A 25111-nucleotide genomic window follows, 5' to 3' on the forward strand; every position below is an offset into this window, starting at 1 on the left:
TTGCCGGAACCCAGATTACAGGGAGGTAAACGCCAAAACCCTCCGTGGCTTCTGGACCCCGGCAATCCCTGCCGGGGTGACGCTGCAATTCTTGCGGTATTTGCGTTAAAGTTTGTCGGCGCTGTTTTTGGCGGGATCAAAGTCAGCAGGTCAAGCTGAAAATCATGCAAAAATGGATAAACAACCCTGTGTTTATATAATGGCCAGTCAACGAAACGGGACGCTTTACATTGGCGTGACTTCGAATTTGATTGGGCGTGTTTACCAACATAAAACCGATATGGCCGAAGGCTTCACCAAACGCTATGGAGCGCACCTGCTGGTTTGGTATGAGGTGCACGACAGGATGGAGAGTGCCATATTGCGGGAAAAGCAGTTAAAGAATTGGTCGCGAGCCGCTAAAAAACGGCTGATTGAGCAAGCCAATCCGAGCTGGCAGGATTTGTGGCACGACTTAGCCTCAGCATAATAGATTTTTTAGTTTAAGCGTTTGCGAGGCCCAATGATGAATACGATTCCCGCCAAAGAGAAACAACTTCTGGATTGCCTGACGGCAGCGGTTGGTGAAGCGTTAGAACGCAAACGCCGCCTGGGTCAGTATGCCGTGGTCTGGCAGAACGGCAAGCCGGCGCTGATTGGTGACGATGCACCGAGCTTACTGCCAGTGCAGTCGCTTGCTGAAAGTGCGGGTGAAAACGCCGGCTAAAACGCTGGTGAAAATACCAAGTCCGATTTTTATAACCGTTGTCGAAAAAACGCTGGCGAAATTGCAACCACAAACCGACAGGCAATAGGAGCTTAATTCATGAGGGAACAACACAGCCGTTCGGAACGTAGCACGCAAAACCGCGTAGTCGCCTTGTTCGCCGACCCGACACGGCCGGATGGCTTGGGCTACCGTTATCTTGGCGAATGGAGTAAACGCCAGAACAACCGCCTCCTTGAAACTAAGCTATTGCGTGACAACCTGACGGCACGTGGCTATTCCGCCGCCCACATCGGCGCTGCCTTGCAGAAACTGGAGATTGCCGCCGAAACCACCGGTATCACGCTTTACCAGGCCAGCTTACGCACTTACCAACTGTTGCGCTACGGCATTCCGGTGCAAATCGCTGCCGGTCAGTCGCACGATACTGTGCATTTGATCGATTGGGAACATCCCGAACTTAACGACTTTGCGTTGGCCGAGGAAGTGACGCTGAAAGGCGGCCACGAGCGGCGGCCGGACATTGTGTTGTATATCAACGGCATTGCCATCGCGGTGATCGAGTTAAAGCGCAGTTCGGTGGATGTAGCCGATGGCATACGCCAGCTGATCACCAATCAGGAAGCCATTTTCAATCAAGGCTTTTTCAGCACGGTGCAACTGGTGTTGGCGGGCAGCGATGCGCAAGGGCTGCGTTACGGCACGACCGGCACACCTGAGCAGTTCTTCGTGGAGTGGAAGGATGAAGGGGACGGTTTGGTAGGGGCGGGTTTGAAACCCGCCCCTACGACAGCCATCGGCGCATTGCTGGATCGACCGTTGGCGCAGTTGTGCGACAAAGCCCGGCTGCTGGACTTGATCCGCAACTTCATCATTTTCGACGCCGGCCAGAAAAAGGTGCCGCGCCAGCACCAGTTTTTCGGTGTGAAAGCTGCGCAGGAACGGATCGCCAAGCGCGAGGGTGGGGTGATCTGGCATACCCAGGGCAGTGGCAAGAGCATCTTGATGGTGCTGATCGCCAAGTGGTTGCTGGAGCATGATCCCGAGGCGCGGATATTGGTGGTCACCGACCGCGACGAGCTGGACAAGCAGATTGTCGGCGTCATGCGCAATGCCGGGGTGATTGGCGAAAACTCGGCGTCGCCGCGTATTACTTCACGGAACGAATTGGTTGCTAAATTGGCTGCAACCAATCCCAGAGTCATGTGTGCTTTGATACATAAGTTCCCTACTCGAAAAAAACGCAAGCGTGAAGATGATCTCTATGACGGAATAACCGAAGTTCTTGAAGACCGAGGACTTCCAAGAATACTCGGCCGATTCTACGTGTTCGTCGACGAATGCCACCGCACCCAAGGCGGCGACATGAACAAGCAGATGAAGCGCTGGCTGGAGAGCGCGATCTTCATCGGTTTTACCGGCACGCCGCTGCTGCGCAAGGACAAGCAAATGACGCGGGACGTGTTCGGCACCTATATCCATACCTACAAGTTTCATCAGGCGGTGGCCGATAAAGTGGTGCTGGATTTGAAATACGAGGCCCGCGACGTGCCCGAACGGCTGACCTCGCAGAAGAAAATCGACGAGTGGTTCGAGCGGAAAACCCAAAACCTCAACAACTTTCAGAAGGCGGCGTTGCGTAAACGCTGGGCGACGATGGAAGAGTTGATGAGCGCCGAGGGCCGTAAACGCGAGGTGGTCGCTGAAATCATCTCCGATTTCGCCCTCAAACCGCGTTTGAACAACGACCGCGGCACCGCTATTCTGGTGGCGGCCTCCATCTACGATGCCTGTCATTATTTCAGGCTGTTCAGAAATACCCAGTTTGGCCCCTACTGCGGCATCATTACCTCGTACGAAGCGAATGCCAATGCCATCTCGAAAGAAGCCGCCAACAGCGATGAACGCTATAAGTTTGATACCTATAGTCAGTTGGTATTGAAGGATTTTCCGAGCACCGAGAAATACGAAACGGAGATGAAGCGCCGCTTCATCGACGAGCCGGCCAATCTTAAATTGCTGATCGTGGTGAGCAAGCTGCTGACCGGCTTCGACGCGCCGAGCTGCAGCTATATCTATCTCGATAACGAACTGCGCGACCACAATCTTTTCCAGGCCATCTGCCGCACCAATCGGCTGGATGGCGACGACAAGGACTACGGCCACATCGTCGACTTCAAAAAACTCTTTGGCGACGTGCAACAAGCCATCGCGGTCTACAGTTCCGACGAACTGGACATCGACCAGGGCAACGGCGGCGAAAACAACGTGCGCCTGAAAAACTGGCTGGAAGAAGGCAAGAGGCAACTGGACGATGCCCGTCAAGCACTGCACTACCTGTGCGAACCGGTACTGCCGCCGCGAGAAGTCGAACAGTACCTGCATTATTTCTGCGGCGATGCCGCCAATCCCGAGGCGCTAACCGAAACCGAAGCATTGCGGGTGACCTTCTACAAGGCGGTGGCGATCTTTGCGCGTGCCTACGCCGACATCGCCCAGGAACTGATTGAGGCGGGTTATTCCGAGGCCGAGGCCGAGGCATTGAAAAAGGCAGTGGAGTTCTACGCCGAGATTCGCGCCGCCATCAAGAAACACTCGGGTGAAGAACTGGACATTAAGCCTTACGAGGCTGACATGCGCCACCTCATCAACACTTACATCCAGGCCGACCCGGCGGCGGAATTAGGGGAACTGGGTGAAATGTCGCTGACCGAGCTGATCATCGAGACCGGCATCCACAACGCCATTGCCCGCAAGCTGAACCAGAAAGGCAAGCTGTCGAAGAACGCTATCGCCGAGGGGATCATCAACAACGTCCGTAAGACCATCATCCGCGACCAGCTCACCGACCCTAGGTTCTACGCGCGGATGTCCAAGCTGCTCGACGACCTGATCAAACTGAGCCGAGCGGACACTGCTGCTTATGAGGCGTTTTTGCGCAAGGCCGAAGCGTTGGTCAAACGCTTAGCGGCCAAACAACCCGAGGCCGGCATTCCGGCGATTTTGCATGGCAAGCATGAGGCCATCGTCATCTACAACAATCTGGCCGATTTGATGCCGGAAGCCTCACCGACGCCACAGGCGCATGAACCCAAGGCCGACTATAGCGATGAGTGTGCGCAACTGGCGCTAAAAATTGATCATGCCATGCGGGAGCAAGCGCCGGCGGGCTGGAAAGGAGACCAAGCGAAGGAAAGTGTGATTTTGAATTTTTTGTTTCTGTTGCTGAACAAGCATAAGGAAGCCACTTTGGCCTTGTTCGAGATCATCAAGAATCAGCCGGGCTACTGATGATTGAAACCATCGAACTGGGTGAGATTGTTATCGAGGTGACTCGAAAGGCGATCAAGAACGTGCATTTGTCTGTGCATCCGCCGGAAGGCCGCGTTACCTTGGCCGCGCCGCTGGAAACCCGTTTGGAAGTGGCCAGGGCTTACGCGATTTCAAAGTTGGGATGGATACGCGATCAACAGTCCAAACTGCGTAATCAGGCCAGAGAGACGCCCAGGCAGTTTGTCGAGCGAGAGACCCATTATCTTTGGGGGCGGCGGCATTTGCTGACGATCATGGCACGCGGCGGCAAGCCGTTTGTGAATGTCGATCACCGGCGGATTTCCATGTACTTGCCGCCAGATACGTCTCTGGAAAAACGCGCCGAGTTGCTGCACGAATGGCATAAGGTGTTGCTGCATCAGGCCATCCCGCCGTTGATTGCTAAATGGCAAGCCAAGCTGGGCGTCACTGTTAAGCAGTATTTTTTGCAGCGGATGAAAACCAAATGGGGCAGTTGCAACCCCAAAGCCGGACATATTCGCTTGAATACCGAATTGGTCAAGAAGCCCAGGCATCTTTTGGAGTATGTGCTGGTACACGAAATGGTGCATCTGTTGGAGCCAAGCCATAACGAACGGTTTGTCGCGATCTTGAACGAATATTATCCGGCCTGGCGCGAGGCGCGGGCCGAGTTGAACGAGCTGCCGTTGAGCGCCGAACAGTGGCGAGAATAGCACGAGCAGTTTCGCTGGTTTTGGTGTGGCGCCGCGCCGGGCGGTCGGCATCGGCAATAAGCCGCGCCGACGAGACAGTCGGCTACCGATGCCGCTGGTTTGTTCCGTTCCAACCGAGAGCGGTCCGTTGAATACTCGGGCCGGTCTCGGTTCGGCCGAGATGGCATCGCTTGGACGGAAAATAGCGCGACTCAGCGGGTTTAAGCCGGTTCGTATTTGAAGGGCAGCTGTTCCGCTCGCCACGAGGCCGATTCGATATACGCGGCCAAGTCGGTGTCGTTCAAATCGGTGCGGCTGGCGGAGCCGTCCCGCAGGGCTTGGGCCAAGACGCGTTTGGCGACCGATTGGCAAACCTTTTTCAGATCGGCGACCGGCGGGTAGATCAGGCCGGCGTCCAGCCAATGTTCGGCGGTGTAGTCCGCTAGTGCATAGGCGGCTTCCTGGACCATTTCGTCGCTGATGCGGCTGCATTCGGCCAAGGTCGCCGCCAGGCCCAAGCCCGGAAAAATGAAGGCGTTGTTACCCTGACCCACCGGATATTGCCGCCCGCCGTAACTGGCGTCGGGAAACGGACTGCCTGTGGCGACGATGGCCCGGCCCTCGCTCCAATTCAGCAAATCTTGCGGATTGGCTTCGCAATTGTCGGTTGGGTTGGATAGCGGGAAAATGATTGGTTGCGCATGGAAACCGGCCAGATCGGTAACGATTTCCCGACTGAACAGGCCCGCGACGCCGGATAAACCCAATAGCACGCTGGGTTTGGCGTGGGCGATGACCTCTTGCAAACTGGGTACCTGGCCGGCGGCAACGCCCCAGTCGCGGTAAATATCCGGATCTTGCGCCAACGGCGATTTGTAGGCATCGCTGGTGCGGCCTTTGACGACCAGACCGTGCGCGTCGATGACGAAAATCCGGGCTTGCGCGGCGTCCGGCGTCAGACCGGCGCGAATCATGCCGCTTTTGATCGCGGCCGCCACGCCGATACCGCCGGCGCCGGCGCCGGCCACCACGACGGTTTGATCGGTCAAGGCTTCGCCCTTCAGTCGGCAAGCCGACAGCAAACCCGCCAGCGCCACCGCACCGGTCCCTTGAATGTCGTCGTTGAAGCACGGAATCCGGTCGCGGTAGCGCTCCAGCACGTCGAACGCGACGTTTTTGGCGAAATCTTCCCATTGAATGATGGCCTTGGGCCATTTGGCTTGGACCGCCGCGACGAATTTATCGACGATCTCGAAGTAGGCGGGGCCGGTCAGGCGTTTTTGCGGCACGCCCAGATAAAACGGATCGGCCAGCAAATCGTCGCGGTTGGTGCCGACGTCGAGGTTGACCGGCAGCGTTTGGAAGGGGCACAGGCCGCCGCCGGCGGTATACAACGCCAATTTGCCGATCGAGATCGCCAGACCGCCCATGCCTTGGTCGCCGATGCCCAAAATGGCCGACGAGTCGGTCACCACCATCATCCGGATGTCGTGCCAGGGGTAGTTGTCGAGGATGGTACCGGCCCGGTCGATGTTTTCCACCGAAAACGTCAGGCCGCGCGCGGTGGTGTACATCGAGCTGAATTGTTGGACGGCCTGACCGATTGTCGGCGTGTAAACGATGGGGACCATCTCTTCCAAGTGGCGCTCCAACAGCGCGTAAAACAAGACTTCGGAACGTTCCTGGGTGGCGCGGAGAAATTGGTACTTGGCCAGATCGCTGGGCTGTTTTAGGTAGTTGGCGTAGAGACGGTCCAATTGGCGGTTAAGATCGGTCACTCGGGGCGGCAACAAGCCGTCCACGCCCAGCTCGATACGCTCTTCGATCGTGAAAGCGGTGCCTTTATTGGTGGCCGGCAGCCGGAGTAGGGCGATGCCGCGAATTTTAGCGGCGATATAGGTTTGGCCGTTGGCATCTTGCCGGTAATCGAAGTATTCGCTCAATGGAGTCATCGGGTTTCCTTTGCGTAGTCGGAGGAGGTCGGGTGTCGACGCGGCATTCGCGGCGGCGGGTCTTCATGGGTCAATCGCATATTGCTTGGCGTTGTCGTTTGCCGGTTTGCGGACGTTTGGCCGGCGCTGGCGAGGCGCCGGCTTCGAACGCCGGCCGGCCTTTTTCGCCGCTCCGCCGGTAGTCGGCCGCCAAGGCCGCCGCCGCCGGAGCGGCCGGTATCCGCAAGCGCTCGGTCATGATGCCATAGCTTAGCTCGTACAGGCGTTTCAACGCGATTTGCCAAGTGCTGCCGGCGCCGGCGTACAGCGCGTCGCTAAAGTCTAAAAACCGTTCGAACGGCCGATCGCCGCACAGGAGGGGTAGGCTGGTCGTAAAGCGGCCTGAATTACCGATCATATCCCAGTATCGGGCAAATCGCTGCATGCGTTGAATCTCGCCGAAACCGATATCGCGGGTGGCGAGTACCGAATAAGGCGGATTCGGATCGTAACGCATCCGGTAGGCGTCGTCGTGACGGTTGATCGGCGCGCCGCGCAGGCGCTTTAAAATGCCGACCTGAATTTCCTGTGGCCCGAGCGCGTAGAGGTGGTCGAAGCTGGCGCCGAAATTGGCGAGGGTGTCGCCCGGCAAGCCGAAGATCAGATCGGCGTGAATGTGGACGTGGGTGTGTTCGCGCAACCAGCTCAGGTTAGTGGCGGTCGCGGCGTTGTCCTGGCGGCGGCTGATCCGTTGTTGAATGTCCGGGTCGAAGCTTTGCACGCCGACTTCGAATTGCAGCACGCCGGGCGGAAAGCGGCGAATCGCTTCGCGCAGGCGTTCCGGCAAGTGGTCGGGAATGACTTCGAAATGCACTTGCAGGCCGTCGCCGAGCCGATCCAGAAAAAATTCCAGTATTGCCACGCTGTTGTCGATGCGCAGGTTGAAGGTCCGGTCGATGAATTTGAAATGGCGGCCGCCGCGTTGGTATAGCGCGTCCAATTCGCTTAAAAACGCCGCGAGCGGAAACGGCTTGGCGGTCGCGTCGAGCGCCGAGAGGCAGAACTCGCATTTAAACGGGCAGCCGCGCGAGGCTTCCACGTAAGTGAGGCGTTGGCGCAAATCGCTATCGCTGTAGTACGGGTAGGGCGAGGCCAATTCGGCGAGCGCCGGCGTCGGTCCGGCGACGATGCGTGGCTCGGGCCTTACGCCGGTCAACAATTGACGGCACAGTGCCGGAAAACTCCGTTCGCCGGGACCGGTGACGATGTAATCGGCCAGTTCGGCGCAAGCCGGCAAATCCGGTGGATGGCTGACTTCCGGCCCACCCAGCACGATGGTGATGTCCGGCGCGACTTGCTTGAGGATGGCCAGTACCGCGCCGATTTCCGCGACGTTCCAGATGTAAACGCCAAAGCCGATAATCCTAGGTCGCTGGTCGAGCAAGCGCTCGACGATTTCCGCCGGCCGTTGCTGTAGGCCGAATTCGGCGATTTGGGTATGTTCGCGCAGTTCGGCCATATTGGCGTACAGGTAGCGCAAACCGAAGGCCGAATGAATGTAGCGAGCATTCAGAGTACACAGCACTATCTCGGTCATGCCGGGCTGATCCGGAATTGCGAAAATGTTTCCGCGCGGTTGCGGCCGGTTTGTTTGGCACGGTATAGCGCGGCGTCGGCGGCTTCCAGCAGCGCGTCGCCGTTAAGGCCGGTGTGTTCGGAACTGGCGATGCCGATGCTGATCGAGCTGTTGATCGGCGTTCCGCGCCAATCGACCGTTTGCTCGGCTTGGATGCGGCGCAAACGTTCGGCCAATTGGTGGGCATCCAGTTCGGTGGTGCCGGGTAGCAGCAGGCAAAATTCCTCGCCGCCGTAGCGGGCCAGATAGTCGTCGCGGCGGATTTCCAGCCGTGCTCTAGCCGTCAGCTGACGCAGGACTTCGTCGCCGGCCCGATGGCCGTGGCTGTCGTTAATCAGCTTGAAGTGATCGACGTCCAGCATAACCACCGACATCGGCTCCTGACGGCGTTGGCTGCGCGCCAGCATGCGCTGCAACTCCAACTCCAGACTGCGCCGGTTCCACGCGCCGGTCAGCGCATCGGTAGTGGCCAGATTTTCCAGTTGCGAAGCCATCCGGTAATTGACCATCAAGATAAAGCCGAAGGTCAGAAACAATTGGATGACGCTGCCCGCCAAGAACATGACCGGGTTGATTAGCATCGGGCTGAACAGGGTGTAGGTACCCGGCGGCGCCGAGTAAATCGCGATCGCTCGAGAGGCGTAGATCAGACTTAGCACCGCGAAAGAGGCTCCGGTCAACCAGTGGGCGGTGCGTTCGGGCGTGGGCAGTCTGATCAGCAAGGCGCGGGCGCAGGTGAAATTGATCGCCCCGAACACCAGCGAATTGGCGATGGCTCGAAATTGAATATTGATGTGCACCAGACTGAACCAATAACTGAAAAATCCGACCGCCACCACGACGGCGATCATCCAGCGAATGTGGCAGGCTTCTCCCTTGAAGGCTTGAATGCCGGCCAATTGGGTCGTCGATCCCGCCGCCAGCAATGCCGCCCCGGCGACCACGGGCCAGCCCTGGCCGGCGTGTAGATTGGGCAAGGCGATGGACGAGCCCAGACTGATACAAAAGCTTGCCAAGGCCCAATGCCGGAGTCCTTGCACGCCGCGGGCGTGCAGGCTGGCGACCGCGAGCAGTATCGAGAACAGAAAACTGAGCACGGCTATCATCACCATCATCGTGCGCAGATCGAGGTTCATTGAGATTCCCGGTTGGTTTGATCGTGGGTCGGCTAAAAAGCGGGCCGGCGTTCCGTCAAGCCTACAAAATTTTTCCCTGTCGCGCTACTGGCGCGCTTGAGTCGGGAAACAGAGCAGCGAGCGCCTCGGTTCGCGATCGGCGCGTATTCGGCCTAAAATGCGGCTAGTTACGCTTAAAACAACCGGTTATTTTGATGACAGAGCAAACCTTTCAGTTCGAACAAATCCATATTGAAGTTGCCCGCAACGCGTCGGACGACTTCAATTTGTTTCACGATAAGCATAAGTGGCTGCAGATTACGCATAACCCGTTCAAAGGGCCTATCGTGCTGGGTTTTCAGTTGAATACCCTGATCGAATACCAGATGCGCTTGTACCGTGAAGCGCATCAGGAGGACAAGATCATCGCGGATCGCGGCCTACGCTTCAGTAATTACCAGATCACCTTCGTCAACGCCTTGCGGCCTCGGCAGGAAATGACGCTGGACATCAAAAAAACCCTGATCGCGACGATTCCTGAATTGACCTTGACCAACCGGGTGGCGATCAAATCGCAGGGCAAGACGATCTTGCTGGGTTACAAGAAGGAAACCAAAACCCCGTTGTTCCTGGCCAATACCGATCTGAGTGGCTTGCCGGATTTGAATGCGCTGGCGGACGACAGCATCGTACCCGGCACCGACTTCTTCCTGAAACGAAAGTGGATGCATAACGGCAACGTCAAGAATTTCCTGTCGGGATCGTTGGCGGAACAATCGGCGTATTTCGACGAACTGGCGCACATCGCCAGTTATCCGGAGGTGTTTCCCTGCTGTTTGACCTCGGGGGCCTTGCTGGAAAAGGCCCAGCTGGAACACCACGATTTCAAGGCGAATCCGATGGTGTACACCTCGCACGACATCTCGGTCGATCGCTGCTTGGTACAGCGTTTGAAGAACAACGACAAGCTGCATATTCTGGTCAAGCAACTGCCCGAATCCAAGGACAATACGCTGAACCACACCGATATTCTGCTGCGGACTTACGAGTGTTACGGCGTGTTGGAGGATAGGGAAATCCTGTTCAGAATCAAGCTCAATCTGGTGCCGCTCGAGGAAATCGTCAGGAATTTGAGCGCCAAGCCTCAGTCATAGCGGGTTGGGCTAATGTTGTGAAAATTTTTGAACATCAAGTATAATCCGCTAAGTCGTTAGGCCCGGCCGGTGACGAGATTGCAAATTCAATTAATACAACACTAAAGATAAGGTAAGTGCTTGCAATCAGGCATTTGCATTGTTCGAGGAAAAATATATGAGTAATATCGAAGAACGAGTAAAAAAGATTGTCGCGGAACAATTAGGCGTAAAGGAAGAAATCGCAAACGATGCGTCTTTTGTTGACGATCTTGGCGCTGATTCTTTAGACACAGTTGAACTTGTCATGGCTCTGGAAGAAGAATTCGAGTGCGAAATTCCGGACGAAGAAGCCGAAAAAATCACCACCGTCCAATTGGCTATCGATTACATCAACGCCAACTTGCAATAAGTCGATTCAAGTCAGTTAGTGGATGGCGTTTCCATCCACTAGCCGGTTCCTCCCTCTCTTCCTGGTTGTCTTCTTTTTTACCGGTAGTTTTCTGTGAGCACACGTCGAGTTGTTATTACGGGCTTGGGCGCCGTCACGCCTTTAGCCAACAATGTTGCCGATACTTGGGACGGTATCGTCAATGGCAAGAGCGGCATTAGTCCGATCGATTCCTTTGATATTTCGCCCTTTGCGACCACCTTCGGCGGTGTGATCAGAAACTTCAATATCGGCGACTACATCGCCGAGAAAGACGCCAAACGCATGGATGGTTTCGTGCACTACGGCATCGCGGCAGGTTGTCAGGCTTTCGAAGACTCCGGTATCGTCGTCACCGAACAGAATGCCGAGCGTATCGGCGTCGCGATCGGCGCCGGCATCGGTGGGATTACCGGTATCGAAGAGTGCTACGCCACCTACACGGCGGCCGGCCCGCGGCGGATCTCGCCGTTCTTCGTGCCCGGCAACATCATCAACATGATCTCCGGCAATTTGTCGATCAAATACGGTTTGAAAGGCCCGAATTTCGCGATCGTCACCGCCTGCTCGACCGGCACGCACAATATCGGCGACGCCGCTCGCTTGATCAAATATGGCGATGCGGACGTGATGGTCGCCGGCGGTGCCGAGCGCTGCACGACATCGCCGACCGCGATGGGCGGTTTTGCCGCCGCCAAGGCCTTGTCTCGCCGTAACGACGATCCGCAACGGGCCAGCCGGCCTTGGGATCGCGATCGCGACGGCTTTGTATTGAGCGACGGTGCCGGTGTGATCGTGTTGGAAGAGTTGGAGCACGCCAAGGCGCGCGGCGCCAAGATTTACGCCGAGTTGGTCGGTTACGGCATGAGCGGCGACGCTTATCACATCACGTCGCCGTCCGAGGGCGGCGAGGGCGCGGCGCGCTGCATGCGTAACGCCATGCGCGACGCCAAGTTGAATCCGGAAGACATCGATTACATCAACGCGCACGGCACCTCGACCCCGGCCGGCGACATCGGAGAAACCCACGCGATGAAAGCCGCGTTGGGCGAGTACGCTTACAAGGTCGCGGTGAGTTCGACCAAATCGATGATAGGCCATTTGCTGGGGGCGGCCGGCGGCATCGAGGCCGTACTGACCTCGCTGGCGATTTGCAACCAGATCGCGCCGCCGACGATCAACCTGGAAAATCCCGATCCGGAATGCGATCTGGATTATGTTCCCAACATCGCCAGAAACATGAAAATCGACGTCGCGATCTCCAACTCGTTTGGGTTCGGCGGCACCAACGGTTCTCTGGTGTTCAAACGCTACGCATAATTTTTGCGGGCCGCGGCAGTGACCGGCGATGTTTCTGCTGAACGGCGAACCCGCGCATTGCATCGATCCGGCCGATCGCGGCTTGCAATACGGCGACGGCCTGTTCGAAACGCTGGAAGTCCGGCAGGGCCGGCCTTTATTTCTCGATCGGCATCTTAGACGTCTGGCGTCGGGCTGCCGGCGTTTGATGATTCCGATGCCCGACGCCGGTTTGCTCGAAGCGGAAGCCTTGTCTTTCGCCGCCGGCAGGGAAGCCGCGGTGCTTAAGCTGATCGTTACTCGCGGTTGCGGCGGGCGAGGCTACCGGCAACCGGACGTTATCCAGCCTACTCGGCTGTTCAGCCTGCATCCCTATCCCGATTACCCCGCGCATTACCAAACCGACGGCATCGTCGCCGATTTTTGTCGGCAACGCTTGTCCAGCAATGCCACGCTGGCCGGCATCAAGCATTTGAATCGTTTGGAGCAAGTACTTGCCCGCGCAGAGTGGTCGGACGACAGCCGCCAGGAAGGTTTGATGCTGGATGTCCAGAATTACGTCGTGGAAGGCACGATGAGTAATCTGTTTATCGTCAAGAACGGCGTTTTGCTGACGCCTGCTTTGACCGATTGCGGCGTGGCCGGCATCGTTCGCGAATGGAGTTTAGCGTTCGCGGCCGCCGAAGGCTTGCCGTCGGTGGAAGCGGCGATCACCGTGGATCAGGTATTGGCGGCCGACGAAGTGTTCGTGACCAACTCGGTAATCGGGATTTGGCCGGTGCGGCGCTTGGCCGGGCAAGATTTCCCGGTCGGGCAGGTGACGCAACGTATATGCGCGGCCTATCGGCTAGCCAAACAACGGGAGTTGTCGTGATGGCCAAGCATGTCATGGGTCACAGCATTGCCGCGTTCACGCTGCTGATGCTGGCGGGACTGATCTCGATCTGGGCCGGGATGCACTATCATCTGATCGAGAAAAAACCGGTGGTGGCCAGCGAAACCGTGATCGAAATCCGCCGCGGCGATACCTTGGACAGCGTGATTTCGACACTGCTGGCCCACCGCGTGCAAATCAACCGCTTCTGGTTCAAGCTGTTCGCCTATCGAAAACACTTGGATCGCGGCCTCAAGCGCGGCGAGTACGTCTTGGCCAAGGGCGCCAGCGCGGCCGACATTTTGCAACAGCTGACCGAAGGTCGCACCCGCCAATATTCCATCACTTTTCCGGAAGGTTGGTCGTTCAAACAACTGTTTCAAGCCGTCAAGACCAATCCATATTTGGCGCATACGCTCAGCGACGCCGAGTTGACCGAATTGATGAAGGGCATCGGCTCGGACAAACCCCATCCGGAGGGCTTGTTTTTTCCGGATACTTATTACTTTGAAAAATACACGGCCGATATCGAACTGCTGAAACGCGCACACGACCGGATGCAAAAAGTGTTGGCCGAGGAGTGGTCCAAGCGCGATCAAAACGTGCCGCTGGAAACCCCCTACCAAGCCTTGATCTTGGCGTCGATCGTCGAAAAGGAAACCGGAGCGGCCGAAGAGCGTCGACAAATCGCCGGCGTATTCGCCCGGCGCCTGAAAAAAGGTATGTTGCTGCAAACCGATCCGACCGTGATTTACGGGATGGGCGACAGTTATCACGGCGATATTCGCCACAAGGATTTGCGCGAACCCACGCCTTATAACACCTACGTCATCGAAGGCTTGCCGCCGACGCCGATCGCATTGCCGGGCAAGGAGGCTATCGTCGCCGCGCTGCATCCCGACCAAGGCGATGCGTTGTATTTCGTCGCGCGCGGCAACGGCCGTCACGCGTTTTCGTCCACCTTGGCCGAGCACGAAAAGTACGTGGAGCGTTACCAACGATGAGCCGCGGTTGTTTCATCACCTTGGAAGGCGGCGAAGGCGTCGGTAAGTCCACCAATCTACAATTCGTCAAGGCTTGGCTGGAGATGCGCGGCATCGTTTCGGTGGTGACTCGCGAACCGGGCGGCACCGGGATTGCCGAGAAGATCCGAGCGATTCTGCTGGAAAAAGCCGACGAGCCCTTGTCCGAGCAGGCTGAACTGTTGCTGGTATTCGCGGCGCGGGCTCAGCACATCCGCCAAGTGATCTTGCCGGCCTTGGAGTCCGGACAATGGGTACTGTGCGACCGTTTCACCGATGCGACTTACGCTTATCAGGGTGGCGGACGCCGACTGGACGTCGCGACGATCGAATGGTTGGAGCATTGCGTGCAGGGCGATCTGCGGCCCGACCTGACCTTGTTGTTGGATGCGCCGGTCGAAATTGGTATGGGGCGGGTCGGACGGCGCGGCGCGGCCGACCGCTTCGAAGCCGAGCGTGGCGAGTTTTTCGAGCGCGTTCGCCAATGCTATCTATCCAGGGCCGCGCAATATCCGGAACGCTACCGGGTCGTCGATGCCGGGCGGCCGCTGGAGGACGTGCAAGTTAGTTTGGCCGACGAATTGGCGGCGTTTTTGGAGCGGCAATGACGACGCTTTACCCCTGGCAGCAGCCGGCTTGGCAAACCTTGCAAGCCTACCTCGCCCAAGGGCGGATACCGCAGGCCTTGCTGGTTTCCGGTCCGGCCGGCATCGGCCGGCGGCATTTGCTGGACTACTACGCGCGGGCTTTGTTGTGCGAAACGCCGGCGGGCGACGCTTCAGCCTGCGGGCGCTGTCATGCTTGCCTGTTGGTGGCGGCCGGCACGCATCCCGACTATTTGAGCGTCGAACCCGACGAACCCGGCAAGGCGATCGGTATCGACAAAATCCGCCACTTGATCGCCAAGCTCGCGCTGAAGCCGCAATACGACCGCACCTACCGGGTGGTGATTTTGAGCCCGGCCGAACTGCTCAACACCGCATCGGCCAACGCCTTTCTTAAGTGTCTGGAAGAACCGACCGAAAGGACTTGTTTGCTGTTGCTGACTGAGCAACCTGGCCGGCTACCGGCAACGATACGCAGTCGTTGTCAAAAGCTGTATTGTCCATTGCCGCCCAAGGCGCTGGCCTTGGAATGGCTAGCCGGACAAGGCATATTGACCGACGCCGAACCGATATTGGAGTTGGCGCGCGGTGCTCCGCTACTGGCCGGCGAATATGCACAACGCAACATCGCCGAATATCGCCAGCGCTATTTCCAGGACTGGTTGGCGATAGTTAGGGGGCAGGGTAATCCGTTGGCGGTTGCCGAACAGTGGCAGAAGGGCGAGCCGGTGGAATTAGCGGTGGCCTTGACCTGGATGGCGCAATGGGTGGCGGACATCATTCGCTGCGCTCATGCGGCGGAGCCGGCCGGCGCAGCCGATCTCGACATGAAAAATGCCTTGCAAGCCCTGTCCAAGCGGCTAGAATTGCAAGGCTTGTACCGTTTTTACGACGCCTTGTTGCTCGCCAAATCGCAATTGGCGACCCAAATGAACCGGCAATTACTGGTCGAGCAACTCCTGATCCGTTGGTCGCAACTCAATCCGAATTAAGCCATGGCAGAAACTCCGTCACCCCGGCAAGGCATACTCTCGCTGTCGATCAAGGACAAGAACGCCTTGTATGCCGCCTATATGCCTTTCGTCAAAAACGGCGGATTGTTCATTCCGACCAAGCGCGAATACGATATGGGCGAAGAAGTGTTCATGCTGCTGAATTTGATGGATGAAACCGAGCGATTGCCGATCGCCGGCAAGATCATCTGGAAAACCCCGAACGGCGCCGAGGGTTATCGGGCCGCCGGCATCGGCGTGCAATTCAGCGACCAGGATGGCGGCATGGCCCGCAATAAAATCGAAACCTATCTGGCCGGCGCGCTGGAATCCGACCGCTCCACCCATACCATGTAGTATTGTCGGCATGTCCGCCGGCCTTGATTTTCGTAAACCATCCGATGTTCATAGACTCCCATTGCCACCTCGACCGGATCGACTTGCAGCCCTACGGCGGCGATTTTGCCGGTTTCGTCGGCGCCGCTCGCGCCCAGCAAATCAGCCGCATGCTGTGCATAGGCATCGATCTGGAGGCCTATCCCGCCATGCGGCGCTTGATCGAGCCTTACCCCGACATTTCGCTATCGGTTGGCGTACATCCTAACGTGACCGACGGCCGCGAACCCGGCGTCGAGGATTTGCTGGAACTGGGGAGCGACGCCAGGGTAATCGCCATCGGCGAAACCGGACTGGATTATTTTCGCAGCCAAGGCGATCTGGGTTGGCAATTTCGCCGCTTTCGTAACCACATCGCCGTCGCCAAGCAGCTGAATAAGCCGCTGATTATTCATACCCGCGAAGCCGGCCAGGATGCGTTGCAGGTGCTCAGGGAAGAAGGCGCCGATACGGTCGGCGGTATCATCCATTGTTTTACCGAGGACTGGGATTATGCCGAAAAAGCCTTGGAACTGAATTTTTATATTTCGTTTTCCGGGATCGTGACCTTCAAGAACGCCGAAGCGATCAAGGATGTCGCCCGGCGAATTCCGGCCGACCGCTACTTGATCGAAACCGATTCGCCGTATCTGGCGCCGGTACCGCATCGCGGCAAGCCCAATTATCCGTTATATGTGCGGTATGTCGCCGAGCACATCGCCGAATTGCGCGGCGTCGACGTCGAGACGGTCGCCCGGCAGTCCACCGAGAATTTTTATCGCTTATTTGCCGGCGGTTTTGGCGAGGCGCATTGAACCAGCGGCAAAAAAAAGCGGTCAGGACCCGGATGTTTGAGGCTGACCGCATAGAGAGGTGGGGTATAACTCTCATTCCCCGTCTGGGGCGCATACAAGAGTCGCGTTTAGTCTACTGAACTAAAGTGCGGTCGAAAATGTGGCATATTGCCGCGTGGCAAATTGTCGCTACTGAAACCATTGGGTGCGGTCACCTAGCCGCCAAGCTCTAGGCGGAAGCCGTCAACCGAACATGGAACAAGAGATGATAGTGCCCCAGGGGCGTTTTCAACTGGCGCGCCTGCCACACCAGCGCCAGGAAACGCTCAGAGCGTGGGATGCGGCCGACGAATATCTGTTGACTCATCTTGCGGAAATCGGGCTTTCCGACCGCGCGAGGATCGCCATTTTAAACGACGGCTTCGGCGCATTGGCCGTAGCGCTGCACGCGTACCGGCCGACCGCGATATCCGATTCCTGGCTGTCGCAACAAGCCACCCGCGACAATTTGCGCCGCAACGGCCTAGACGTGGCAAACGTCGCATTGCTGGACAGCCTCGGATTGCCTATCCCCGGTATCGATTGCCTGCTGATCAAAATTCCGAAAACGCTGGCTTTGCTGGAACACCAACTACACGGCTTGAAACCGCGATTGGCCCCCGGCGCTCGCGTGATCGCGGCCGGCATGGTCAAGAATCTGCCGCCCACCGCCTGGAAGTTACTCGAACGCTTGCTCGGCCCTTGCACGCCGTCGCTGGCGGTCAAAAAAGCCCGCTTATTGTTCGTGCAAGTCAATTCCGACTTGGAACTGCCGGCCAATCCCTATCCGACCCGTTACCGCTTGGAAGACGACGAGTTGATCGTCACCAACCACGCCAATGTGTTTTCGCGCGATTCGCTGGACATCGGCACCCGCTTTTTGTTGCGGCACCTGCCGGATCGGACCGGCTACCGCGATTTGATCGACCTGGGTTGCGGAAACGGCATCGTCGGCGTGATGCTGGCCCGGCGCTATCCGGCCGGCCGTTTGGTATTCGTCGACGAATCGTTCATGGCCTTGGCGTCGGCGCGGGAAAATTTCCAAACGGCATTCGCGGATAGCCGCGACGCCGAATTTGTCGCCGGTGACGGCCTGACAGAGTTTCCGGCCGAAAGCGCCGATTGCGTCGTTTGCAATCCGCCCTTTCATCAACAACATACGGTTGGCGACCAGATCGCTTGGTCGATGTTTACCCACGCCCAACGGGTCTTGCGTAGCGGCGGCGAATTGCGGGTGATCGGCAACCGTCATTTGAATTATCAGCTGAGTTTGGGCAAGTTATTCGGCAACTGTCGGTTAGTGGCGGCCAATCCGAAGTTTTCGGTATTCAGTTGCATCAAGCGTTGAAGGCTTTTCGGGTCCAGGAGGGGCGCCGATCAATTCGTGCTAAGCCTATCGGGACGGCAATCTGTCCGCGACCAATTTCGATCCAGCGGCTAACGGAGTGCACACCTTGTCTGGTCTGCGTCGTCATCCCCTATGACCAAACCGAAACCGCGATACCTCCCTTGACGATTCCGCGCGTTTTGGCGGCCGCCTGATCGGCAACGGCAAAACCCTAGGTTTCGTCCAGTTTCTAGATATTCTCCTAAACTTTCGGTCAGGGATCTTGGTTCGGGAATCCCACGTAACCGGGAGTTTTTGCGACATGAACGGCAAAGTCAACACGGGCAGTTCCTATCCGCTGGGTTCAACCTTGCGTCCGGGGGGCGCCAACTTCAGCGTGTACGCCAAGAATGCTACCTCGGTCGAGCTGCTGCTGTTCGACGCGGCGGACGACGATATACCCAGCCGCATCGTGCCGCTGGACCCGCTCCGCCATAGGACCTTCCACTACTGGCACATTTACGCACCCGACATTCAAGCCGGCCAGTTGTACGGTTACCGGGTGAACGGGCCCAACAATCCCGAGCGCGGTCTGCGTTTCGATCCGGAAAAACTGCTGCTCGATCCTTACGCGCGCGGCGTCGCGGCCGGGCCGAATTACGACCGCCAGGCCGCGTGCCGGCCAGGCGGCAATTGGGGGGCGGCGATGAAAAGCGTCGTGGTCGATTACCGGGGCTACAACTGGGAAGGCGACGCGCCGCTGCGTAAACCGTTTCGCGGTAGCGTGATTTACGAAATGCACGTGCGCGGTTTCACCCAGCACGCCAGTTCCGGCGTCGCGGCGAACAAGCGCGGCACCTATGCCGGCGTGATCGAGAAAATTCCGTATTTGAAGGATTTGGGCGTCACCGCCGTCGAGTTGCTGCCGGTGTTTCAATTCGATCCGCAAGACGCGCCGCCGGGTCTGAGCAATTATTGGGGCTATTCGCCGGTCTCGTTTTTCGCGCCGCATTGCGGTTACAGCTCGGATTCGGCGCCGCTGGCCGCGATCGCCGAGTTTCGCGACATGGTGAAAGCCCTGCACCGCGCCGGTATCGAAGTGATCCTGGACGTGGTGTTCAACCATACCGCCGAGGGCGATCAGCGCGGGCCGATGTTTTGTTTCAAGGGCCTGGCCAACGACGTCTACTACATCCTCGATCCGCAAAACGGCGCCTACACCAACTACGCCGGTACCGGCAACACCCTGAAGGCCAACCATTCGGTGGTGCGGCGCTTGATTTTGGATAGTTTGCGCTATTGGGTTACCGAAATGCACGTGGACGGCTTTCGCTTCGATTTGGCGTCGATTTTGTCGCGCGACGAAGAAGGCCGGCCGTTTCCGAATCCGCCGATTTTATGGGACATCGAAACCGATCCGGTGTTGTCCGGCAGCAAATTGATCGCCGAAGCCTGGGATGCGGCCGGCTTGTACCAAGTTGGCTGTTTCATAGGCGACTTCTGGAAGGAGTGGAACGGCCAGTTTCGCGACGACATCCGCGATTTCTGGCGCGCCGCGCCGAGTAGCGTCGCCAAATTGCCCAATCGTCTGTTCGCCAGTCCCGATATTTTTGCCGCCGAACGGCGCGAGCCGGAGACCAGCGTCAACTTCGTGACCTGCCACGACGGTTTTACGCTCCACGATTTGGTGTCCTACAACGTCAAGCACAACGAAGCCAATCGGGAAGGCAACCGCGACGGTTGCGACAACAATCTCAGCTGGAATTGCGGCGCCGAGGGACCAACCGATGCCGCGGACATCAACCGGCTGCGCAAGCGGCAGATCAAGAATTTCCTGGCCTTGACCTTGCTTTCCGCCGGCACGCCGATGCTGACGATGGGCGACGAAGTCTGCCGCAGCCAGTGGGGTAACAACAATGCCTATTGCCAGGATAACGAGCTGAGCTGGTTGGATTGGTCATTGCGGGACAAACACGTCGACATTCACCGCTTCGTCAAACTGCTGATCGAGTTGCGCGGCTTGCTGTATACCTGGAAGGAGTCGCAAGCCACGTTGAATCTGTTTTTCCAACAGCTGTATATCGAGTACCACGGCGTCAAGTTACATCAACCCGATTGGGGGCGGGATTCGCACGGCCTGGCGATTCTGATCGCCAAGCTGCAGCGGCCGTATCTGATTTATTTTATTTTCAATAGCTACTGGGAAAGCCTGGCTTTCGAATTGCCGTCGAGTTATCAAAACGCCCCGCTGCAATGGGCGCGGGTGATCGATACCGCGCTGGCGTCGCCGGACGATTGCGTCGGTGCCGAGGCGGCGGTCGCGGTAGGCGAGTTCGTTTACCGAGCTCAAGCCCGGTCGACGGTGATGTTGCTGGCGAAAATCTAAGCCGCCGCCGGCGTGCCGGAATCGGTCCTATCCGCTTATAATGCGCCGCTGTTTAACCGTGTCGCGCGGTCAATTTCGACTTATCCGCCTCTGGCTCGCCCGGCAAGACCTAGGGCGGGTCTAAAAACCGGAATTCGCGGTGCGATGACTACATTTTCCGCTGGTTTCCCAATCGCCCGATCATAGCGTTGCTGACATGACTCTCTCCCAAACCTGCTGGATCAAGGAAAGCGCCTTCGGCATTTGGTTTTTGAACACCGAAACCTGGCGTAAGCGGGTGTTGCGGGTGGCGATCGCCGATTTGCGGCGTTTGATGCCCGCCGCGCCGGCGGCACCGACGATATTGGACGTGGGCTGCGGCCGGGGAAATTCGTTTGCGTTGCTGGCGGAGGCGTTCGCGCCCAGCCGCATCGCCGCGATCGAAATCGACGCCGCACTGTTGGCCGATGCCCAAGGTCAGGCCGGCCGTTGCGCTTGCCCGGTGACGGTCAGCCTCGGCAACGCCGAGCGCCTGCCGTATCCGGACGCCGGCTTCGATATCGTGTTTTGCCATCAGAGTTTTCATCATATCGTTCGGCACCCGGAGGCGATGCGGGAGTTTTACCGGGTGTTAAAACCCGGCGGTTTGCTGTTATTTGCCGAGTCTTGCAAGCGTTTCATCCATTCGCTACCGATACGCTTGCTGTTTCGCCACCCGATGGCGGTGCAAAAGACCGCCGACCAATATTTGCGCTTGATTCGCGACACCGGTTTTCGCGTCGATGCCGAGCGGATTTCGACGCCGTATTTGTGGTGGAGTAGGCCGGATGCCGGTGCGCTGGAATGGTTCGGCTGGTCGCTCCCAACCCGTCCCGAACCGACGCTGCTGAATCTGGTGGCGGTGAAATAGTGCTGGGCCGATGAGGTTTTACTTCAACGATGCGGCACTGCTGTGCGCGCTGGGCCACCAGCGGAGCGAGATACTCGGGGCGTTGCAGCGAGGCGACCGCTCCGGCTTGGTGGCCAGCGACGAGTTCACGCCGGGCCGGCCGCTGTATCTGGGCCGGGTCGGGGCCGAATTGCCCGAATTGCCGGACGCTTGGGCCGCGTATCGCTGCCGCAACAATCGGCTGCTGTTGGCGGCCGCGCGCCAGCTCGAAACCACGTTGTTCGAAATGACCGCGCGTTACGGTGCCGACCGGATCGGTGTCGTTCTGGGCACCAGCACGTCCGGCGTGCGCAACAGCGAACTGGCTTTGCAAGCGCTGGCCGAGACCGGCGCGATTCCGGCCGGTTTCCATTACAAGCAACAGCAAATGGGGGCCGGCGCCGATTTCTTGGCGGGCTATTTGGGCTTGGGCGGGCCGCATTACACGGTATCGACCGCCTGTTCTTCGAGCGGCAAGGCGATATTGTCGGCCCGGCGCTTACTAGATCTGGACTTGTGCGACGCGGTGCTGGTCGGTGGGGCCGATAGCCTGTGCGGTTTGACGGTCAACGGCTTCGCGGCGCTGGAATCGGTCAGCAAGGGATTGTGCCGGCCGTTTGGCGCTGGGCGCGACGGTATCAATTTGGGCGAAGCGGCCGCGCTATTCGTGATGAGCCGGGTGCCGGGGCCGGTGGCCCTGCTCGGCGCGGCTGCGACCAGCGACGCCCATCATTTTTCCGCGCCCGACCCGGCCGGCGTCGCGGTCGCCGCCGCGATGCGGCAGGCGCTGGAGCAAGCTCGCCTAGATACGGCGCAAGTCGATTACGTCAACCTGCACGGTACCGCGACCCCGTTGAACGACGCGATGGAAAGCCGGGCCGTGCATGAAGTGTTCGGCGGTCGAGTGCCGGTCGGCTCCAGTAAGGGCATGACCGGTCATACGCTAGGCACGGCGGCGGCGCTGGAATTGGGATTTTGTTGGTTGTTGCTGACCGATGCCAACCCGGCCGGCGCACTGATTCCCAACGTCAACGACGCCGACGATGATCCGGCCTTGCCCCAGCTGAACTGGGTACGGCCCGGGCAAACGCTGGGCCGGCCGGTGGCGGTGTGCCAGAGCAATTCGTTTGCGTTCGGGGGCAGCAACGTCTCGATAGTCGTGGCGCGGGCATGATCGGGTTCGATACGCCGATCGCCGAGCTGTTGCCGCATACCGGCGCGATGGTGCTGTTGGACCGGCTGTTGCATTTCGACGAGGCCGGAGTTACCGCCGAGTTAACGGTGCGCGGCGACGGCTTGTTGTTCGGCGACGCCGAGAGGGTACCGGCCTGGGCCGGTATCGAATACATGGCGCAAACCATCGGCGTTTATGCCGGACTGAAAGCCAAGCAGGCCGGCGAGCCGATCCGGCTGGGCTTTTTGCTGGGTACCCGGCGCTATCTCGGCAATGTCGATTATCTGCCGGTCGGCGCTCGTCTGACGGTCGAAGCCGCGAAAATTCTGCAAGAAGGTCAATTGGGAGTTTTCGAATGCCGGATTCGCGGCGACAATATCGACATTTCCGCCACCCTCAACGTTTTCCAACCTGACGATTTGCATGAATGATACCGTGTTAGTGACCGGCTCCAGTCGGGGCATAGGCCGCGCTATTGCCCTTTACTTGGCCGGTCTGGGTTACGATTTGGTCCTGCATTGCCGCGGCCGACGCCACGACGCCGAAGTCGTGGCGGCCCAGATTGCCGAACTCGGCCGGCAGTCCCGCATCCTGCAATTCGACGTCGCCGACCGGGCTGAATGCGCGGCGGTATTGAACGCCGACATCGATAGTCACGGCGCCTATTACGGCGTGGTTTGCAACGCCGGCATCGCCGCCGATAACGCTTTTCCGGCCCTGACCGGCGAGGAATGGGACAGCGTCATCCACACCAATCTCGACGCCTTTTACAACGTCTTGCAACCGCTGGTGATGCCGATGGTCCGGCGCCGTAAACCCGGCCGCATCGTCACGCTGTCGTCGGTGTCCGGCCTGATGGGCAATCGCGGCCAGGTCAATTACAGCGCCGCCAAGGCCGGCATCATCGGCGCGACCAAAGCCTTGGCGCTGGAGTTGGCCAAGCGCGAGATTACCGTCAATTGCGTGGCGCCGGGTCTGATCGCCACCGACATGCTGGACGAACTGCCGCTGGACGAAATCAAGGGCTTGATTCCGGCCCGCCGGGTCGGTCGTCCGGAGGAAGTCGCGGCGACGGTCGCGTTTTTATTGTCCAAGGATGCGGCTTACATCACTCGGCAAGTGATTTCGGTCAACGGAGGCCTGTGTTGAAACGCGTTGTGGTGACCGGCATGGCCGGACTATCGCCGATCGGTAACGATTGGGAAACCATCGCCGAACATTTGCAGGCTGATCGCACCGGCATTCGGACCATGCCGGAGTGGGATATTTATAAAGGACTGAACACCCGCCTGGCCGGGCCGGTCGAGTTCGAGCGGCCGGCGCACTATACCCGTAAGCAAACCCGGTCGATGGGCCGAGTGGCCTTGATGGCGACGCTTGCCACCGAATGGGCGTTGAAGGACGCCGGCTTGTTGTTTCACCCCTGTCTGGACAGCGGTCAAACCGGCATCGCCTACGGCAGTTGCGCCGGCAGTTACGATGCGATCGCCGATTTCGGCAACATGCTGCTCAACCGCGCCACCGATGGCCTGAATGCCACCTCCTATATCCGAATGATGGCGCACACCGCGCCGGTCAATATCGGCCTGTATTTTGGGATCAACGGCCGGGTTTACACCACCTCCAGTGCCTGTACCTCGGGCAGTCAGGGCATAGGCTATGCCTACGAGGCGATCAAATTCGGCCGGCAGCAAGTGATGGTGGCCGGCGGCGCCGACGAGCTGTCGGCTTCCGAAGCGGCCGTGTTCGATACCTTGTTCGCGACCAGCTTGCGCAACGACCATCCCGAGCAAACGCCGCGCCCCTTCGACCGCGACCGCGACGGCCTGGTGATAGGCGAGGGGGCCGGCACCTTCATCCTGGAAGATCTGGAACACGCTCAAGCGCGCGGCGCGCGAATTTACGCGGAAGTCGTCGGCTACGGCACCAATTCCGACGGTCTGCATGTGACCCAACCGGACAGCGCCAGCATGCAAACCACGATGCGGCTGGCGCTGAGCGACGCAGGGTTGGAGCCGGCGGCGATCGGCTATGTCAGCGCCCACGGCACCGCCACCGAATACGGCGACATCGCCGAGAGTCACGCCACCCGCGCGGTGTTCGGCGCGCGGATGCCGGTCAGTGCCTTAAAGAGCTTTACCGGACATACCTTGGGTGCCTGCGGCGTGTTGGAAGCCTGGGCCGCGATCATGATGATGCGCGAGGGTTGGTTTCACGCTACCGCCAATCTGGAAAGCGTCGATCCGGCTTGCGCCGAACTCGACTATATTCAGGGCAGTATTCGCTTGTTGACTTGCGAGTACGTGATGAGCAACAACTTTGCGTTTGGCGGCATCAATACCTCGCTGATTTTCAAACGCTGGTCTTAACTTTAATAGGA

23 protein-coding genes are annotated in these 25111 nt (G+C 58.5%); 20 read left to right on the top strand and 3 right to left on the bottom strand.

All coding sequences use genetic code 11. The features are described 5' to 3' along the window. The first annotated feature begins 112 nt into the window (after positions 1–112). The 4 genes from A1355_RS09630 to A1355_RS09645 all read left to right on the top strand — a co-directional run bounded on the left by A1355_RS09630 (position 113) and on the right by A1355_RS09645 (position 4713). Entirely contained in the window at positions 113–469 is a 357-nt protein-coding gene (locus tag A1355_RS09630; RefSeq protein WP_231883628.1) for a GIY-YIG nuclease family protein, read from the top strand. Between the two features lie 33 nt (positions 470–502). Beyond that, on the top strand, positions 503–706 hold the full coding sequence (locus A1355_RS09635) for a hypothetical protein (protein ID WP_197471773.1): 204 nt from the start codon (positions 503–505) through the stop codon (positions 704–706). 99 nt (positions 707–805) lie between these two features. Continuing rightward, positions 806–3997: a type I restriction endonuclease subunit R gene (locus A1355_RS09640; RefSeq protein WP_064027418.1), complete on the top strand. Its 3192-nt coding sequence runs from the start codon at positions 806–808 to the stop codon at positions 3995–3997. Continuing rightward, positions 3997–4713 carry a M48 family metallopeptidase gene (locus A1355_RS09645; protein ID WP_064027420.1) on the top strand — a complete coding sequence of 239 codons (717 nt, stop codon included), beginning with the start codon at positions 3997–3999 and terminating at the stop codon, positions 4711–4713. Before A1355_RS09640 ends, A1355_RS09645 begins: the two co-directional genes overlap by 1 nt. A gap of 200 nt (positions 4714–4913) precedes the next feature. Here A1355_RS09645 and A1355_RS09650 read toward each other — a convergent pair whose 3' ends face one another. From A1355_RS09650 to A1355_RS09660, 3 genes are all read right to left on the bottom strand, one after another. Further along, the gene (locus A1355_RS09650; RefSeq protein WP_064027422.1) at positions 4914–6644 is read right to left on the bottom strand and encodes an NAD-dependent malic enzyme; all 1731 of its coding nucleotides are present in this window, start codon (positions 6642–6644) and stop codon (positions 4914–4916) included. Positions 6645–6714: 70 nt separating this feature from the next. Further along, positions 6715–8220, bottom strand: a complete 1506-nt coding sequence (locus A1355_RS09655; protein WP_064027424.1) for a B12-binding domain-containing radical SAM protein — start codon at positions 8218–8220, stop codon at positions 6715–6717. After that, on the bottom strand, positions 8217–9395 hold the full coding sequence (locus A1355_RS09660) for a GGDEF domain-containing protein (RefSeq protein ID WP_064027426.1): 1179 nt from the start codon (positions 9393–9395) through the stop codon (positions 8217–8219). Before A1355_RS09660 ends, A1355_RS09655 begins: the two co-directional genes overlap by 4 nt. A 194-nt stretch (positions 9396–9589) precedes the next feature. On the opposite strand from A1355_RS09660, the gene A1355_RS09665 reads away from it, so the two are divergent. The 16 genes from A1355_RS09665 (at position 9590) to A1355_RS09740 (ending at position 25100) form a co-directional block, all read left to right on the top strand. After that, positions 9590–10528 carry a hypothetical protein gene (locus A1355_RS09665; protein ID WP_064027428.1) on the top strand — a complete coding sequence of 313 codons (939 nt, stop codon included), beginning with the start codon at positions 9590–9592 and terminating at the stop codon, positions 10526–10528. A 157-nt stretch (positions 10529–10685) separates the two neighbouring features. Next, the gene (gene acpP, locus A1355_RS09670) at positions 10686–10919 is read left to right on the top strand and encodes an acyl carrier protein (protein WP_013820083.1); all 234 of its coding nucleotides are present in this window, start codon (positions 10686–10688) and stop codon (positions 10917–10919) included. A gap of 93 nt (positions 10920–11012) precedes the next feature. Next, a complete protein-coding gene (gene fabF, locus A1355_RS09675) occupies positions 11013–12257 on the top strand; it encodes a beta-ketoacyl-ACP synthase II (RefSeq protein ID WP_064027430.1) in 1245 nt (414 codons plus the stop codon). Between the two features lie 28 nt (positions 12258–12285). Continuing rightward, on the top strand, positions 12286–13110 hold the full coding sequence (gene pabC, locus A1355_RS09680) for an aminodeoxychorismate lyase (protein ID WP_064027432.1): 825 nt from the start codon (positions 12286–12288) through the stop codon (positions 13108–13110). Continuing rightward, positions 13110–14114, top strand: coding sequence for an endolytic transglycosylase MltG (gene mltG, locus A1355_RS09685; RefSeq protein ID WP_231883629.1), 1005 nt, complete (start codon positions 13110–13112; stop codon positions 14112–14114). Before pabC ends, mltG begins: the two co-directional genes overlap by 1 nt. Further along, the gene (gene tmk, locus A1355_RS09690) at positions 14111–14740 is read left to right on the top strand and encodes a dTMP kinase (protein WP_064027434.1); all 630 of its coding nucleotides are present in this window, start codon (positions 14111–14113) and stop codon (positions 14738–14740) included. Before mltG ends, tmk begins: the two co-directional genes overlap by 4 nt. Next, a complete protein-coding gene (locus A1355_RS09695) occupies positions 14737–15729 on the top strand; it encodes a DNA polymerase III subunit delta' (protein ID WP_064027436.1) in 993 nt (330 codons plus the stop codon). The genes tmk and A1355_RS09695 overlap by 4 nt, the downstream gene beginning before the upstream one ends. Before the next feature lie 3 nt (positions 15730–15732). Further along, entirely contained in the window at positions 15733–16086 is a 354-nt protein-coding gene (locus tag A1355_RS09700) for a PilZ domain-containing protein (RefSeq protein WP_064027438.1), read from the top strand. Positions 16087–16130: 44 nt separating this feature from the next. Beyond that, positions 16131–16919 (top strand): TatD family hydrolase, encoded by a 789-nt coding sequence (locus tag A1355_RS09705; protein WP_064027440.1) that lies wholly within the window; start codon positions 16131–16133, stop codon positions 16917–16919. 244 nt (positions 16920–17163) lie between these two features. Further along, positions 17164–18285 carry a methyltransferase gene (locus A1355_RS09710; protein ID WP_231883630.1) on the top strand — a complete coding sequence of 374 codons (1122 nt, stop codon included), beginning with the start codon at positions 17164–17166 and terminating at the stop codon, positions 18283–18285. Positions 18286–18586: 301 nt separating this feature from the next. Beyond that, on the top strand, positions 18587–20650 hold the full coding sequence (gene glgX, locus A1355_RS09715) for a glycogen debranching protein GlgX (RefSeq protein ID WP_064027444.1): 2064 nt from the start codon (positions 18587–18589) through the stop codon (positions 20648–20650). A 196-nt stretch (positions 20651–20846) separates the two neighbouring features. Further along, positions 20847–21539: a class I SAM-dependent methyltransferase gene (locus tag A1355_RS09720; RefSeq protein WP_064027446.1), complete on the top strand. Its 693-nt coding sequence runs from the start codon at positions 20847–20849 to the stop codon at positions 21537–21539. A gap of 10 nt (positions 21540–21549) precedes the next feature. Next, positions 21550–22731, top strand: coding sequence for a beta-ketoacyl-[acyl-carrier-protein] synthase family protein (locus A1355_RS09725; protein ID WP_064027448.1), 1182 nt, complete (start codon positions 21550–21552; stop codon positions 22729–22731). Beyond that, on the top strand, positions 22728–23162 hold the full coding sequence (locus A1355_RS09730; protein ID WP_064027450.1) for a hotdog family protein: 435 nt from the start codon (positions 22728–22730) through the stop codon (positions 23160–23162). Before A1355_RS09725 ends, A1355_RS09730 begins: the two co-directional genes overlap by 4 nt. Continuing rightward, the gene (gene fabG, locus A1355_RS09735; protein WP_064027452.1) at positions 23155–23880 is read left to right on the top strand and encodes a 3-oxoacyl-ACP reductase FabG; all 726 of its coding nucleotides are present in this window, start codon (positions 23155–23157) and stop codon (positions 23878–23880) included. The genes A1355_RS09730 and fabG overlap by 8 nt, the downstream gene beginning before the upstream one ends. Further along, positions 23874–25100 carry a beta-ketoacyl-ACP synthase gene (locus tag A1355_RS09740; protein ID WP_197471774.1) on the top strand — a complete coding sequence of 409 codons (1227 nt, stop codon included), beginning with the start codon at positions 23874–23876 and terminating at the stop codon, positions 25098–25100. The genes fabG and A1355_RS09740 overlap by 7 nt, the downstream gene beginning before the upstream one ends. Positions 25101–25111: the final 11 nt, after the last annotated feature.

Origin of the sequence: Methylomonas koyamae, assembly GCF_001644025.1 — a bacterium.
GTDB classification, from domain to species: domain Bacteria; phylum Pseudomonadota; class Gammaproteobacteria; order Methylococcales; family Methylomonadaceae; genus Methylomonas; species Methylomonas koyamae_A.